The sequence below is a fragment of the Eoetvoesiella sp. genome, assembly GCF_035555955.1.
GTDB lineage: Bacteria > Pseudomonadota > Gammaproteobacteria > Burkholderiales > Burkholderiaceae_B > Eoetvoesia.
In genome coordinates this window covers 23,980-37,912 of sequence record NZ_DATMGA010000013.1, presented here as the reverse complement: position 1 = coordinate 37,912, position 13,933 = coordinate 23,980, and the positions used below count along the sequence as shown (strand labels likewise).

General features: G+C 61.6%; 14 protein-coding genes. 13 read left to right on the top strand and 1 reads right to left on the bottom strand.

From position 1 onward, the window contains the following. Positions 1-198 precede the first annotated feature (198 nt). The 13 genes from VNT00_RS03245 (at position 199) to VNT00_RS03185 (ending at position 12,957) form a co-directional block, all read left to right on the top strand. Positions 199-1,116, top strand: coding sequence for a branched-chain amino acid ABC transporter permease (locus VNT00_RS03245; protein WP_325584469.1), 918 nt, complete (start codon positions 199-201; stop codon positions 1,114-1,116). Continuing rightward, the gene (locus VNT00_RS03240; RefSeq protein WP_325584467.1) at positions 1,116-2,111 is read left to right on the top strand and encodes a branched-chain amino acid ABC transporter permease; all 996 of its coding nucleotides are present in this window, start codon (positions 1,116-1,118) and stop codon (positions 2,109-2,111) included. The genes VNT00_RS03245 and VNT00_RS03240 overlap by 1 nt, the downstream gene beginning before the upstream one ends. Then, the gene (locus VNT00_RS03235; protein WP_325584465.1) at positions 2,108-2,863 is read left to right on the top strand and encodes an ABC transporter ATP-binding protein; all 756 of its coding nucleotides are present in this window, start codon (positions 2,108-2,110) and stop codon (positions 2,861-2,863) included. Before VNT00_RS03240 ends, VNT00_RS03235 begins: the two co-directional genes overlap by 4 nt. A 10-nt stretch (positions 2,864-2,873) precedes the next feature. Next, positions 2,874-3,590 (top strand): ABC transporter ATP-binding protein, encoded by a 717-nt coding sequence (locus tag VNT00_RS03230; protein ID WP_325584463.1) that lies wholly within the window; start codon positions 2,874-2,876, stop codon positions 3,588-3,590. A 107-nt stretch (positions 3,591-3,697) separates the two neighbouring features. After that, on the top strand, positions 3,698-4,606 hold the full coding sequence (locus VNT00_RS03225) for a LysR family transcriptional regulator (protein WP_325584461.1): 909 nt from the start codon (positions 3,698-3,700) through the stop codon (positions 4,604-4,606). Between the two features lie 91 nt (positions 4,607-4,697). After that, positions 4,698-5,582 (top strand): NAD(P)-dependent oxidoreductase, encoded by an 885-nt coding sequence (locus tag VNT00_RS03220; protein WP_325584459.1) that lies wholly within the window; start codon positions 4,698-4,700, stop codon positions 5,580-5,582. A gap of 90 nt (positions 5,583-5,672) precedes the next feature. Then, positions 5,673-6,593, top strand: a complete 921-nt coding sequence (locus VNT00_RS03215; RefSeq protein ID WP_325584457.1) for a VOC family protein — start codon at positions 5,673-5,675, stop codon at positions 6,591-6,593. A 1-nt stretch (position 6,594) separates the two neighbouring features. Beyond that, the gene (locus tag VNT00_RS03210) at positions 6,595-6,972 is read left to right on the top strand and encodes a YciI family protein (protein WP_325584455.1); all 378 of its coding nucleotides are present in this window, start codon (positions 6,595-6,597) and stop codon (positions 6,970-6,972) included. A gap of 19 nt (positions 6,973-6,991) precedes the next feature. Further along, on the top strand, positions 6,992-7,933 hold the full coding sequence (locus VNT00_RS03205; protein WP_325584453.1) for a fumarylacetoacetate hydrolase family protein: 942 nt from the start codon (positions 6,992-6,994) through the stop codon (positions 7,931-7,933). A gap of 43 nt (positions 7,934-7,976) precedes the next feature. Continuing rightward, positions 7,977-9,152, top strand: a complete 1,176-nt coding sequence (locus VNT00_RS03200) for an ABC transporter substrate-binding protein (protein ID WP_325584451.1) — start codon at positions 7,977-7,979, stop codon at positions 9,150-9,152. Positions 9,153-9,355: 203 nt separating this feature from the next. Then, entirely contained in the window at positions 9,356-10,525 is a 1,170-nt protein-coding gene (locus tag VNT00_RS03195) for an ABC transporter substrate-binding protein (protein ID WP_325584449.1), read from the top strand. A 247-nt stretch (positions 10,526-10,772) separates the two neighbouring features. Next, positions 10,773-11,921, top strand: a complete 1,149-nt coding sequence (locus VNT00_RS03190) for an FAD-dependent monooxygenase (RefSeq protein WP_325584447.1) — start codon at positions 10,773-10,775, stop codon at positions 11,919-11,921. A 145-nt stretch (positions 11,922-12,066) separates the two neighbouring features. Then, positions 12,067-12,957: a beta-keto acid cleavage family enzyme gene (locus VNT00_RS03185; protein ID WP_325584445.1), complete on the top strand. Its 891-nt coding sequence runs from the start codon at positions 12,067-12,069 to the stop codon at positions 12,955-12,957. Here the strand turns inward: VNT00_RS03185 and VNT00_RS03180 are convergent. Further along, positions 12,935-13,897 (bottom strand): LysR family transcriptional regulator, encoded by a 963-nt coding sequence (locus VNT00_RS03180; protein WP_325584443.1) that lies wholly within the window; start codon positions 13,895-13,897, stop codon positions 12,935-12,937. The two genes, VNT00_RS03185 and VNT00_RS03180, sit on opposite strands and share 23 nt — an antisense overlap. Positions 13,898-13,933 lie beyond the last annotated feature (36 nt).

Below are 13,933 nucleotides of genomic sequence, written 5' to 3'. Positions count from 1 at the left end.
CTCTTCTCTTATTGGGGATTACCCGGGAGGGGGCGGTTATCCATGGCCCGATTAGCCACCATGCCTCGATTCTTATTGACTTGAGGCCGGCGTCCTTTAGTATGGTGGGTTATGGAAATAAAGGCCGGGCATAAAAGAAAAACCGGCCCGGAAGAATCAAAGACAAAGAAGCAAAGACACAACCGAGGAGGGTAGTCCATGGGTCTAACGTTGATCCTGTCGCAACTGCTCAACGGCCTGCAGTACGGCGTATTGCTGTTTCTGTTGGCCGCTGGGCTGACGCTGGTGTTCGGCATCATGAGTTTCGTCAATCTGGCTCATGGTTCCTTGTACATGCTGGGCGCGTATTTCGCGGCCACCGTTTTCCGGCACACCAATTCATTCATACTGGCGGTGCTGGCCGCCCTGGTCGGCTGCCTGGCGGTGGGCGTGGTGCTCGAACGCACCGCGGTTTCGCGCCTGTACCGGCGCGACCATCTGGATCACGTCCTGGTCACCTTCGGCCTGGTGTTGTTCTTCAATGAAATGGTGCAAATCATCTGGGGCTCGCAACCCTTGTTCCTGCCCGTGCCGTCGTGGCTGGACAGCACCGTCAGCATCCTCGGCATGACCTACCCCGCCTATCGCGTGGCCATCATCGTGGTGGGCTTGCTGGTGGCCATCGGCGCGCATTGGCTCATCCATAAGACGCGGCTTGGCATGCTGATACGCGCGGGATCCGTGAACCCGCAAATGGTCGGCGCGCTGGGCGTCAATATAAAACTGCTCAATGCCTTGCTGTTTGCGCTGGGCGCCATGCTGGCCGGGCTGGCGGGCGCCATCGCCGGCCCCATTCTCTCGGTGCAGTCGGGCATGGGCGAGCCCGTGCTCATCACCACCCTGGTGGTCATCGTCATCGGCGGCATCGGGTCGGTCAGCGGCGCCTTCTACGCGGCGCTGGTCGTGGGCGTGGCCGACACGCTGGGGCGGGCCTTCCTGCCCATCATGCTGCACCAGTTCATGGCGCGCGACCTCGCCAACGCGGCGGGCCCGGCCATTGCCTCCATGCTTATCTACGTGCTGATGGCGGTGGTGCTGGCCATCCGTCCCCAAGGCCTGTTCGCGGGGGGCAAATAATGCAGCCAGGAAGCATAAAGTGGGATGCCGGCCGTATCGTGCCGCTGGCGATCTTCGTACTGCTGGCCCTGGTGCCGGTATGGGGCTACTGGATGGACCAGTCGTTCTACGTGGCGTTCTTTGCGCGCATGATCATCTATGCCATTGCGGCGCTGGCGCTCAACCTGGCGCTGGGCTATGGCGGGCTTATCAGCCTCGGGCACGCGCTGTTCTTCGGTCTTGGCGCCTATAGTGTGGCGCTGCCGAGCTTCTACGGCATCGACAGCGGCTGGGTGCATCTGCTGGCCACCATCGTAGCCTGCGGCATCGTCGGGTACATTACCGGCGCCATCAGCCTGCGCACCACCGGCATCGGCTTCATCATGATTACGCTGGCCTTTGCCCAGATGGGGTATTTTCTGTTCGTCAGCCTCAAGCAGTACGGGGGCGACGACGGCACCAGCGTCAGCAACACCAGCCACTTCTTCGGCCTGGATCTTGGCGACACCTACACGGTGTATATCGCCGCATTCCTGGTGCTGGCTTTGGCTACGTGGTGGATGGCCCGCGTGCGCGTCGCGCCGTTCGGCATGGTGCTGCGCGGCGCCCGGCAAAACGCCCGGCGTGTCAATGCCGTGGGTTTCCCGGCGCGCAAGTACCTGCTCATGTCTTACGTGCTGTCGGCCATGCTGTGCGGTGTGGCGGGCCTGCTGCTGGCCAATCTTACCGCCTTTGCCTCGCCCAGCACGCTTTCCTGGGTCGTTTCCGGCGACCTGGTGGTCATGGTAGTGCTGGGTGGAATCGGCACGGTTTTCGGGCCCATGCTGGGCGCCATCGCTTTCCTGGGGCTGGAAGAAGTCATGAAGTCCATCACCGACCATTGGATGGCAATATTCGGCCTGGCCATCGTGGTCATCGGGCTAGTGGGCAAGGCGGGGCTGGTCGGCTTGCTGTCGTCGCGCGGCGGAGCCTGGCGCGGCAAGGCGCCGGCGGTCAAAAAGGAGTCGGCGTCATGAGCGAGTTTCTATTAAAAACGGAATCCCTCACCAAGCGCTATGGAGGGCTGCTGGTTACCGACGCGGTTTCCATCGACGTGCGCCCCGGCGAGCTGCACGCCATCATCGGCCCCAATGGTGCGGGCAAGACCACGCTCATCAACCAGTTGTCGGGCGAACTGCGCGCCGACTCGGGCGAGGTGCAGTTCATGAATAAACGCATCACGGCCCTGCCCATCCATGAACGCGCGCGCAAAGGCTTGCTGCGGTCTTATCAAATCACCTCCATTTTCGAGGGCTTCACGGTTCTGGAGAACACGGTTTTTGCGGCCATGGGCGCCAAAGAGCACGCCTTCCGCTTCTGGAAACCCATGCTGGGGCGCGAGGACCTGGTCGCCATTGCGCGCGAAGCCCTTGGCGTTACCACCATGCTGCCCCGGGCCGACGTCCTGGCCGCCGAGCTGGCCTATGGCGAGCGGCGCCAGCTGGAGCTGGCCATGGCCCTGGCCGCGCAGCCCAAGGCCTTGCTGCTGGACGAGCCCATGGCGGGCATGAGCGTGCAGGAGTCGGCCGGCGTGGTCGAGCTGCTGAAGCGGCTGAAGGGAACCTACTCCATATTGCTGATCGAACACGATATGGATGCGGTGTTCGCGCTGGCCGACCGGATCACCGTTCTGGTGTACGGCAAGGCCGTGATTTCCGGCACGCCCGATGAAATCCGCAACAACCCCGAGGTTCGGGCTGTATACCTTGGCGACGAAGCCAAAGCGTAAGGTAAAGATCATGACTGCATTACTCGAAGTCCGTAATCTCCATGCGTCGTACGGCCATGCCCAGGCCTTGTTCGGCGTATCGTTCCAGGTCAATGAAGGGCAGGTGGTGACCTTGCTGGGCCGCAATGGCATGGGCCGCTCCACCACCATCAAATGCCTGTTCGGGCTGCTTCCCGTGGGGCAAGGCGAAATTTCCTTCGACGGCAAGATCACCAGCGCCCTGCCGTCGTACAGTATCGCCCGGCTTGGGCTGGGCCTGGTGCCCGAGGGCCGCCAGGTGTTTCCCAATCTGTCGGTCGAGGAAAACCTGGTGGCAACCGCAAGGGCGGCCGGCCATGGCGGCAAGGGCCAGCCCTGGACGCTGCAGCGTGTGTACCAGTTTTTCCCCCGACTCAAAGAGCGCAGCTCGAATCTGGGTTCCCAATTATCGGGGGGCGAGCAGCAGATGCTGGCCATCGGCCGCGCGCTCATGACCAATCCGCGCCTGCTGGTGCTGGACGAGGCCACCGAGGGCCTGGCTCCCCTGATCCGCGCGGAAATCTGGCAGGCACTTACCGCGCTCAAGGCCGAAGGCCTCTCGCAGATCGTCATCGACAAGAACGTGGGCGCCCTGCTCGAGTTCGCCGACCGCCACTACGTGCTTGAAAAGGGCAAGGTGGTGTGGGACGGCAGTTCCGACGACCTGCGCGGCGACGATCGCATCGTGCATCAGTATCTGGGTGTGTAGACTCCACGGCGCCGGACGCGCAAGGCGGTTGCGCCGCACCCGGCCGGTGCCTTGAACGGAGCGTGGCCATGGGCGCGGAGCCGGCAGCGCCCATCGGCGGAGCATGAATGAAAGATCTCAATCTTCTGTATGTCTTCGAGGCCATGTGGCGCGACCGCTCGGTGACGCTGGCCGCCGAGAACCTCGGGCTGACCCAGGCGGCGGTCAGCAGCGCCCTGAAACGATTAAGGCTGGAACACAACGACAAGCTGTTCACGCAGGTGGGGCGCCGCATGGAGCCCACGCCCTACGCGGTGGGCGCTTCGCACCAGTTGCTGACGGCGCTGGCCATGATACGCACGGCCTCCAACACGCATACCCCGTTCGATCCGGAGACATCGCGACGCCAGTTCACCATACGCACGCGGGATGTGGGCGAGGTGGTGTGCCTGCCCAGGATATTCCACGAGGTGGCCAGGCAGGCTCCGTCGGTGCGCCTTCGCACCGCCTTTCAATCCATCGAGGACACCCTTGCGGGCCTGGCCAGCGGGCGCATGGATCTGGCGCTGGGCTTCCTGCCGTCGCTGGAAACCTCCATCCATCGCCGGCCGCTCTTCATGCAGCACTATGTGTGCGTCATGCGCGCGCAGCACCCGCTTGCCCGCCGCAAGTTGACCTACGACATGCTGCGCACCCTCGATCACCTGCTGGTCGAGTATTCGGGCAGCGGCCACCTTATCATCGAAAGGGCGCTTGTCGATGCCGGCGCGCGCAACCAGATCAAAATACGCTTGCCGCAGTACTTGTCCGCCCCGCACCTCATCATCTCCTCCGATCTGGTGTGGTGCGCGCCGGTAGAGCTCGCGCTGAAGCTCTCCGAGCACTATCCACTGGCCATCAAGCCCATGCCGCTGGATCTGCCGTCGTTTGAAATCGCCCTGTACTGGCACGACAGATTCCACCGGGATCCCGCCAATATATGGCTGCGCGAACTGATCTTCGCCGCCTGCGAAGGTGCGGTTTCCCCAAAAGTATAAATCTCATTAATACATTGTTATTAATGAATTGCCATGGTTTAACGATGGCGTGCTCGATAGAATTGAAAAAACAGATCGCGCAGGAGGTTTTGTGGCCAGACAGAATCAAACCGTGGGGATGATAGGCATCGGGCAGCTCGGCCTGCCGGTTGCCGTCAATCTTATGCAGGCGGGCTTCCCGGTAGTGGGTTTTCGGCGCCATGACCGCGAAGAGTTCGTGCGCCAGGGCGGCAAGGCCCTGGAGTCGCCCGCAGAGGTGGCTCGCGCGGCCTCGGTGATTTTGCTGTGCCTGCCCGGCGAAGACGCCGAACTCGAAGTCCTGGAGGGCCGCGACGGCATATTGCAGGTGCTTACCGACGACCATACCGTGATCGAGATGGGCACCTACCGAAAGGCCTTCAAGCTGGAGCAGGCGGCCAAGATCGCCGCCAAGGGGGCGCGGGCTCTGGAGGCCGAGATCAGCGGTTCCCCGCCCATGGTGGTCAGCCGCAAGGCCGCCATCTACGCCGGCGGCGACCCCAAGGTGTTCCAGTCGTGTCTGCCGTTGCTCGAAGCCATTACTCCCGCCGTTTTCCAATTGGGCGAATATGGTTCCGCCGTCGCCATGAAGCTCATCGCCAATTATCTGTTGTCCATCCATACCCTGGCCGCGGCCGAGGCTATGAACCTTGGCGTCCGGGCGGGCTTCGATCCGCAATTGGTCGCCGAGGTCATCCAGAAAGGGGCGGGCGGCTCCGCCATGTTCGGTGTGAGGGCGCCGCTGATGGCCGCCCGGAAATTCTCGCCGGCGCCGGGACCGTTCAACACGCTGGAAAAATACCTGAAGCTGGGCCGCGCCATGGCCGACGAGCTGGGCTGCGCAACGCCCTTGTTCTCGGTTTCCACGCCGTACTTCGAACGCGCGCTTGCCAGCGGCATGGGCGGCGAGGATATCGCGGCGGTGATCAAGCTCATCGAGGCCGATTCCAGGTCTTGAATTTTTATTCCGCTGAAGCCATGCGCGGCGGCCTGGCACGTTGCGCGGCCTCTGCGACACGCTTTGCATCAAGTCATTGAAAGGGTAGTCATGATACGTTCGCTTTTGCATGTCGGCATCGTCGTTCCGGATCTGGAAGTGGGGCGCGCCTTCTACGAGTTGTTCGGATTGCAGGCGCGTGCCTCCGGCAGCGACTTGGTGTTCCGCTGTCCCGGCCGGGCGCAGGATCAGGTTCGGCTCATGCCCGGCACCAAAAAGAAGCTGGCCTATGTCTCGTTGGGCACCAACGAATCCGGCATGGCCGAACTTCGGCGCAGGCTGGAGAAGTCGGCGGTTCCGGTTGCTTCGCCGCCTTTCGATGTACCTTTCGGCGGCATCTGGTTCCAGGATCCGCATGGCGACTGGCTCAATGTGCAGGTGGCCGAGCCGGCCCCCGCAACGGGCAGCCTGCCGCCCGAGATCAACGCCCATGGCCGATACCGCCGGGTCGGACGGGCCTGCGTGCCCGCCACCCGCCACAAGAAGGCGGTGCCGCTGCGTCTTGGGCATCTCATCAAATTCACGCCAGATGTCGATGCGTCGGTGGCGTTCTATACCGATGTGCTGGGTATGAAGGTTTCAGACCGGGCCTTCGACCTCATTGCCTTTTTGCGCGGCTCGGGCGGTGGAGATCACCACGTGGTGGGGCTTGCCAAAAGCACGCATACCGGCTTGCATCACATGAGCTTCGAAGTGTCGGATCTGGACGAAATCGAGGTCGGAGCCCAGACGTTGCTGCGCGCGGGCTATAAGGACGGGTTCGGGTTGGGCCGCCATGTGGCCGGTTCGAATTATTTCCATTACATCCGCGATCCCTGGGGCAGTCTGGCCGAGTATTTCTGGGATATCGACGTCATCCCGGAAGACGACAGCGGCTGGGTGCCGTTCAATGTGCCGCCCGACGAACTGACCGCCGTTTGGGCCAGCTCGCCGCCGCCGCCCGATTTCATTGTCAATTTCGAGGAGCCTTGACATGAGTCTTCCCGTCGATGCTCAAGCCATGATGGCCAGGATGCTGGGCAAGCCGCTGTTCGTGGCCTTGCGGGTTCCCGCGGATCTTTCCCGGTTCACCGAAGTGCTGACGCCGCATCTCCAGTGGGCGGCTCAATGCGAGCAGCGTGGCGAATTGTTCGCCTCCGGGCCGTTCGTCGGCGAAGGCGGGACGCCTGGCGCCTTGGGGGGCATGTCTATTTTTCGCGCTGCCTCCGAGTCCGAGGTGCGCGAGATTCTCGCCGGCGATCCGTTCATCCGTGAAGGCGTTTACACGGTCGAAATCAAGAAATGGGTATTGATGGAGGGCGGCGTCACCGTGTCGCTGCGTTTCTCCGACCAGTCCTATCTGCTTCGTTAACCTGACAGGAATTCTTCCTATGATGTATCGGATGTTCACGTATCGTGAGCGTGGGGGCGGCGCGCGCCCAGGCATTGCAGTCAATGAAGCCTTGTACGATCTGCGGCGCCTGCTGGGGCCCGATCATGCGCATTGGCGCTGCGTCGACGACTTGCTGCTGGATTGGGACGAAGCCCGCAAGGTTCTTGGCCGGCTGGCGGCCGATATTGCGGCAGGCGCCCGCGATGCCGCGGCGCTGGAGTCCTCCGGCATCCAGTTCCTGTCGCCACAGACCCGTTGCGGCACCATCTACGCGGCCGGCGCCAATTACCGGGATCACGTCGAGGCCATGGGCCGCGCGCTCAATATGAAACTGGTGCTGGACCCCAAGTCGGAGGGCATCGCGCCCTGGCACTTCATCAAGGCCGGGCAGGCGACGCTGGCCGGCCATGGACAGGGCGTGCCCTATCCCGAGCACACGCACATGCTGGACTGGGAGGCCGAGCTGGCCGTGGTCATTGGCCGGCGGGCATCGCGGGTCCCGGTTGAACAGGCGCTGGACCATGTGGCGGGGTATTCCTGCGCAAACGACCTGTCGGCTCGCGACAACCTGAAGCGCGACAAGGTCGACGCCAGCTCGCCGTTCCGGTTCGACTGGATAGGCCATAAATGCTTCACGGGCTCTTGCCCCATGGGGCCCTGGATCACCCCGGCGGAATTCGTCGGCTCGCCCGAGAACCTGGGCATCCGGCTTTGGCTCAATGGTGAACTCAAGCAGGATTCGAACACCAGCAATCACATGTATGGCGTGGCCGATCAGATCAGCTATTTAAGCCACCGGCTCGACTTGCTGCCTGGCGACATATTGCTTACCGGCACGCCTGCTGGGGTGGGCATGGAATCCGGCGTGTTTCTCAAACGCGGCGATGTTGTGAAAGTGGGCATCCATGGCCTGGGTGTGCTGGAAACCCGCATTGTCTGAGCAACATCAATCAGTTTCATACGAAAACGAAAAGGGGGACAAAATGATGAATAAGGAATTTGGTTTTGCGACCGTGGCGTTGATGCTGGCGTCCGCATGGCCGTCGATGGCGGCGGCCGACGTCAAGGTGGGTTTTCTGGGTACGTTGTCGGGGCCGTCCGCCGCCGTGGGGCAGGACCAGCTGGACGGGTTCAACCTGGCGGTCGAGCAGTTCTCGGGCAAGCTCGGAGGCGTGAAAGCAACGGTGCTTGTCGAGGACGATCAGCAAAAGCCCGAGGTGGCGCAGAATTCCTTGTCCAAGCTGCTCGAGCGCGAGAAGGTCGATGTGGTGGTCGGACTGACCTTCGCCAATATCCTGATGTCGCTGCAGCCCAAGATCGCCAATACCGACGTGCCCTTCGTGGGCACGGTGTCGGGCCCGTCGCCCACGGCCGGCGCGCAGTGCAAGCCGAATCTGTTCATTACGTCATGGCAAAGCGATGTGCCGGCCGAAGCCGTGGGCAAGTACATGAACGACAAAGGATTCAAGCGCATCAGCACGCTTACGCCCAACTTCGTGGGCGGCAAGGACAAGATAGCGGGGCTCAAACGGGCCTACAAAGGCGAAGTCGTCAACGAAATCTACACGCCGCTGAGCCAGCTGGATTTCTCGGCGGAGCTCACGCAAGTCAACGCCTCCAAGCCAGAAGCCGTTTTCATTTTCTATCCGGGCGCCTTGGCCGTGAGTTTTGTGCGCCAGTACAAGCAGGCGGGGCTTGGCGAAAAATATCCGCTTTATTCCGCGAACTCGATCGAAGGGGCGTCGGCCGACGCCATGGGCGATGCCGCCGTCGGCGCCGTGGCGGGCGACACCTGGACGCCGGGCATGGCCAATGCGCAGTCGCGCCAGTTCGTGGCGGCGTTCAAGGCCAAGTACAAGCGTTCGCCGTCGGCCTATGCGGCGTTCAGCTACGACGCGGCCGTCATGCTCAATGCCGCGATTGCCTCCTTGGACGGCAAGGTATCGGACCACAAGGCGCTTTCCAAAGCCATCAAGAGCGCCAAGTTCGATTCCGTGCGCGGGGCATTCCGCTTCGGCAACAACAACTACCCGGTGCAAAGCTATCACATCTTCCGCATCGCCAAGGACGCGGCGGGCCACATCGCCTACGAGATGGTCGCCCCCGATGTCTTGAAGGACTACGCGGATCCCTACGCGAAGCAGTGCACCATGTCCTAGAGCCGTGTGCGGCGGCGCGGCACCGCCGCCAGCCCGGTTATTCAAATGCCGGTTAACTGTTATATCCGGATTTTTATTGACTTGATATCTGCTCTCTTTAGCATGAAAGGCTGATGTTTGGCGCAGTTCGGCGGAGCAGGGCGCAACCCCCGCGCCCCGCGCCGGCTGGCCGTTTTCAGAAAAATCATACAAGGAGCTGAGTCATGAGGAGAACCCATGCGGCAAGCCTGCTTGCGGGTCTGATGGTGTTGGCGTCGCAGGGCGCGTTGGCCGAGGTGAAGATCGGTTTCATGGGCCCGTTGTCGGGTCCCCAGGGCGTGCTGGGCCAGGATCAATACGACGGCTTCATGCTGGGCGTCGAGATGGCGGGCGGCAAGATGGGCGGCGAACCCGTCACCGTGCTCAAGGAGGACGACCAGATCAAGCCCGAGTTGGGTGCGCAGATCACCCGCAAGTTCATTGAAAGGGATCGTGTCGATGCCATCGTCGGGCTAAGCGCCACCAATGTCCTCATGGCGGCCCGGCCGCGCATCGTCGAGTCGGGAACGGTCGCCATTGCCACCAACGCCGGGCCCGCGAGCATTGCCGGCGCCCAATGTTCGCCCAACCTGTTCGTGGCGGCCTGGCAGTCCGACGGGCCGTCCGAGGCCATGGGAAAACTGGCGCAGGAACAAGGCTATAAAAGGGTGTTCCTGGGTGCGCCCAATTACCAGGCGGGCAAGGACATGCTGACCGGCTTCAAGCGCTTCTACAAGGGCAAGGTGGTCGACGAGGTCTATACCCAGATCGGCCAAGCGGACTATTCAACGGAAATCACCCAGATCCAGGCCGACAAGCCGGACGCGGTTTTCGTGTTCTACCCGGGCGGCATGGGCATAAACTTTGCCAAGCAGTTGAAGCAGGCCGGCGTCCTGCCCGCAATGCCTGTGTTTTCGGTGTTCATGGTAGACCCGACCACCTTGCCCGCCATCGGCGACGCGGCGGTCGGGGTTACGGCGGGGGCTATGTGGGATGCCGCGCTGGACAATCCCGCCAATAAGAAATTCGTCGCCGCCTTCCAGCAGAAATACAAGCGCCTGCCCAGCTATTACGCGGCGGCCGGGTACGATGCCGCCAATATCCTGAAGACGGCTTTTGGCGCGATGGGCCCGGACCTTCACGACAAGGCGAAGCTGGCGGCGGCGGTCAAGGCCGCGGGCGAAAGCTTCGAGTCGGTGCGCGGGCCGTTCAAGTTCAATCGCAACAACATGCCCATACAAAATTACTACGCCTTCAAATACGTGAGGCAAGGCGACAAGATCGTTCCCCAGTACGTCGCCACGCCGTTGAAGGATAGGCAGGATGTCTACGTGGGAGCCTGCCCCCTGAAGTAAGGTCAGGGTTCGGGCTGGAGAAAGGGGCGGCGCAAGCCGCCTTTTTTCATGGGCGCTTCGAATGGCTGTTGGCGTAAATACGCATACCAAGGCTTTAGCTTGAACGGAATCTGCATAACGACTATATAGGGTAAGCATTATTCGGGCCGGTGTTTGCCGCGTATCATGCAATGACGGTTGACCGGAATTCTTTTTTGAATAAAACCGTGGGTGGCCGCAAGCCATGCACGACGAGCGGGAAGGACTCATGAAGATCAAGATTATCGGGGCGGGGCCCGGCGGGCTGTATTTTGCGGCGCTCATGAAGCAGCATGATCCGCGGCACGAAATCACCGTGTTCGAGCGGAACCCGCGCGGCGCGACCTTCGGGTTCGGCGTGGTGTTTTCCGACCGGGCGCTGGAGTTTCTGAGGGCGGACGACGAAACCTTGTACCAGTACCTGACGCCGCATCTTGAAAACTGGCCCGAGATCACGATTGCCCACAACGACACGCGGGTGCCGGTGGCCGGCAACGGGTTTACCTCGATTGGCCGCCTGGAACTGCTGACCCTGCTGTACGACTATGTCGAGCAGCTGGGGGTCGAAATCAGGTTCGGCACCGAAATCAACAACCTGGAGCAGCTTGGCGAGGCCGATCTGATCGTGGGCGCCAACGGCGCGTCGTCCTGGATACGCAGCGAGAACGAAGCCGTGTTCGGCACCACCGTCGACTGGCGGCCCAACAAGTTCATCTGGTACGGCACAAGCAAGGCCTTCAACAGCCTGACCCTGACCTTTCGCGAGACCGGCGCTGGCGTGTTCTGCGCGCACCACTACCGCTACAAACCCGACATGAGCACTTTTCTGGTGGAAGTCGAAGAGGCCACCTGGAAACGCGCGGGCTTTGAAACCATGAGCCCCGAAGACACCGTCAAGTATTGCGAAGAGGTATTTGCCAACGAGCTGGAAGGCCATCCGATCATTTCAAATCATTCGTATTGGCGCAATTTCCCGGTCATCTGGAACGAACGCTGGAGCAAGGACAATATCGTTTTGCTGGGCGACGCCCTGCGCACCGCGCACTTTTCCATCGGCTCGGGTACGCGGCTGGCGATGGAGGATTCGGTGGCGCTTTTCAAGGCCTTCAAGGAAACGCGGGGCGACATTCCGGCCGCCTTGCAGCGTTTTCAAGAGCTGCGCCTGCCGCCCATGGAAAAAATATGGACGGCCGCCAACACCAGCATCGCCTGGTACGAAAAAATGGACGAGCTCGTTCCCAGCCTGACACCCGTGGAGTTTGCCTACAGCTACATGACTCGCACCGGGCGGGTCGATCACGCCGAGATACGCAAGCGCGATCCGGGGCTGGCGGCGGCCTATGAGCAGCTCCATCCCGAAGCGGCTACTCAGGAATAAGTACACGGATTCATGGATAGCGCTCATAGCCCAGGCGCGTTATTCCATTATTCAGATGGGCGATTAATTGCTACGATAACCAGGCAAAGCCGTCGGCAACCAAGAGTCATGGTCGCCAAGCCATGCATACCAAGGAGATACACTCATGAGCGCACGTAAAGTCATCGTCACCGTCGCCCCCACGGGCGGGATGGCCAGCAAGAAGCAAAATCCCAATTTGCCGACGCAGCCCCAGGAAATCGCCGACGATGTTTATCGCTGCTACAACGCCGGCGCCAGCGTCGTGGCCCTGCATGCCCGCCGAGCCGCCGACGACGAGGCCACTTGCGATCCCAAGGTGTACGCGCAGATGAACGAACTCATCCGCGCCAAGTGCGATATCGTGCTCAACAACTCCACGGGCGGCGGCATCAATGGCGACATGATCCATCAGCTCAACAACGGGCTGTGGGAAATCAATTTCGAACAGCGCCTCAAGGGCATGGAGGCGCCGGGCGCCGAAATGTGCACGCTCGATGCGCAGACGATTTGCGCCTCGTTCGGCGACAAGGAAATCCTGGTGCCCACGACGCCGTCGCGCATCCGCAAGCTGGCTCAGGGAATGATGAAGCGCGGCATCAAGCCCGAGTGGGAAGTCTTCAGTCTGGAAGACATCATCAAGGATGTTGGCGGCGCCATCAAAGAGGGGCTGGACAAAGCGCCTTACTTCATCAATATCGTGCTGGGTGTCAATGCCTTCCAGGGAGCGCTGCCTTATACCCCCAAGATCCTGCAAATGATGGTCGAGCACCTGCCGCAGGACACCGTGTTCAACGTCAGCGCCATCGGGCAGGCCCAATTGCCCGCCGCCGTGCATGCCGTGCTGCTGGGCGGCCACGCCCGCGTGGGCCTTGAAGACAATCTGTACTACGAGCACGGCGTGCTGGCCACCAACGTCATGCTGGTCGAGCGTTTCGTGCGCGTTATCCGTGAACTGGGCTTCGAGCCGGCCACGCCCGCCGAAGCCCGCGAGATCATGGGGCTGCGCCCCTTGTAATCATCGACTTGGGGGCTTCGCGCAAGCCCCTGAGATCGGGGTGCTGGAAGGTTTCGACAATGAACTCCCGCAGCCACCGGTGCACCGGGTCGGCCTCGAAGCGCCTGCTCCAGTACACGGACACGGTAAGGATGTTTTGCGGCAGCTCGGCTTTCAGGACATGGTATTTGTTCGCATAAGAAAAAAAGCGCTCCACGATATCGCAGGGCATGATGACCCCAAGGTCGGTATGCCTTACGATTTCGGGCAGCGCCAGAAAGTGCGCCGAGGTAAGCACCAGGTGATCTTCCAGGCCCAGTTGCTGAAGGATGCGCACGGTTTCGGGGTGTGATCGCACGGCAACGTAATTGAGTTGCGACAGGGCCTGGGTCGCCGAATGGGCCGGCAATTTGCGAAAGTGCTGCTCCAGGGGGTGGCCGCGCCGCACGACGACCGCGTATTTTTCCTGAAACAAGGGTATGCAGGGCGTGTCGATGATGGACGGCAGAAAGCCGCAGGCAAAGTCCAGTTTGCCGGTGTCCAGCGCATTGACGATCTGCTCGTACGCCAGCGGGTAGGTTTGCACCTTTATGCCCGGAGCCAGCCGCCTCAGTTCCGTCATCAGGGTTGGCAGCAGGCGGGCTTCCCCGATATCGCTCATGTGTATGCGCACCGTCATTTTCGCCGAGGCGGGGTCGAACGACGTGGTTTCGTTCAGCGCGCCCTCGATGGAGATGATGGCCGCCTGGACGACGTTGGCCAGGCGGTGCGCCCTTGGGGTGGGCCGCATGCCGCCCGGGGCGCGCACGAAAAGGGCATCGCCAAGAGCCAGCCTCAGCCGGGTCAGCCCCTGGCTGGCGGCCGGCTGGGACATCTGCAGCGCCTCGGCGGCCCGGCTGACATTGCGCAGGCGATAAATGGCTTCGAAAAGTCGCAGCAGATTCAGGTCCGGCAGAACCATATTCGCATACCTAATAATCAATTAGTAAAGTTATTT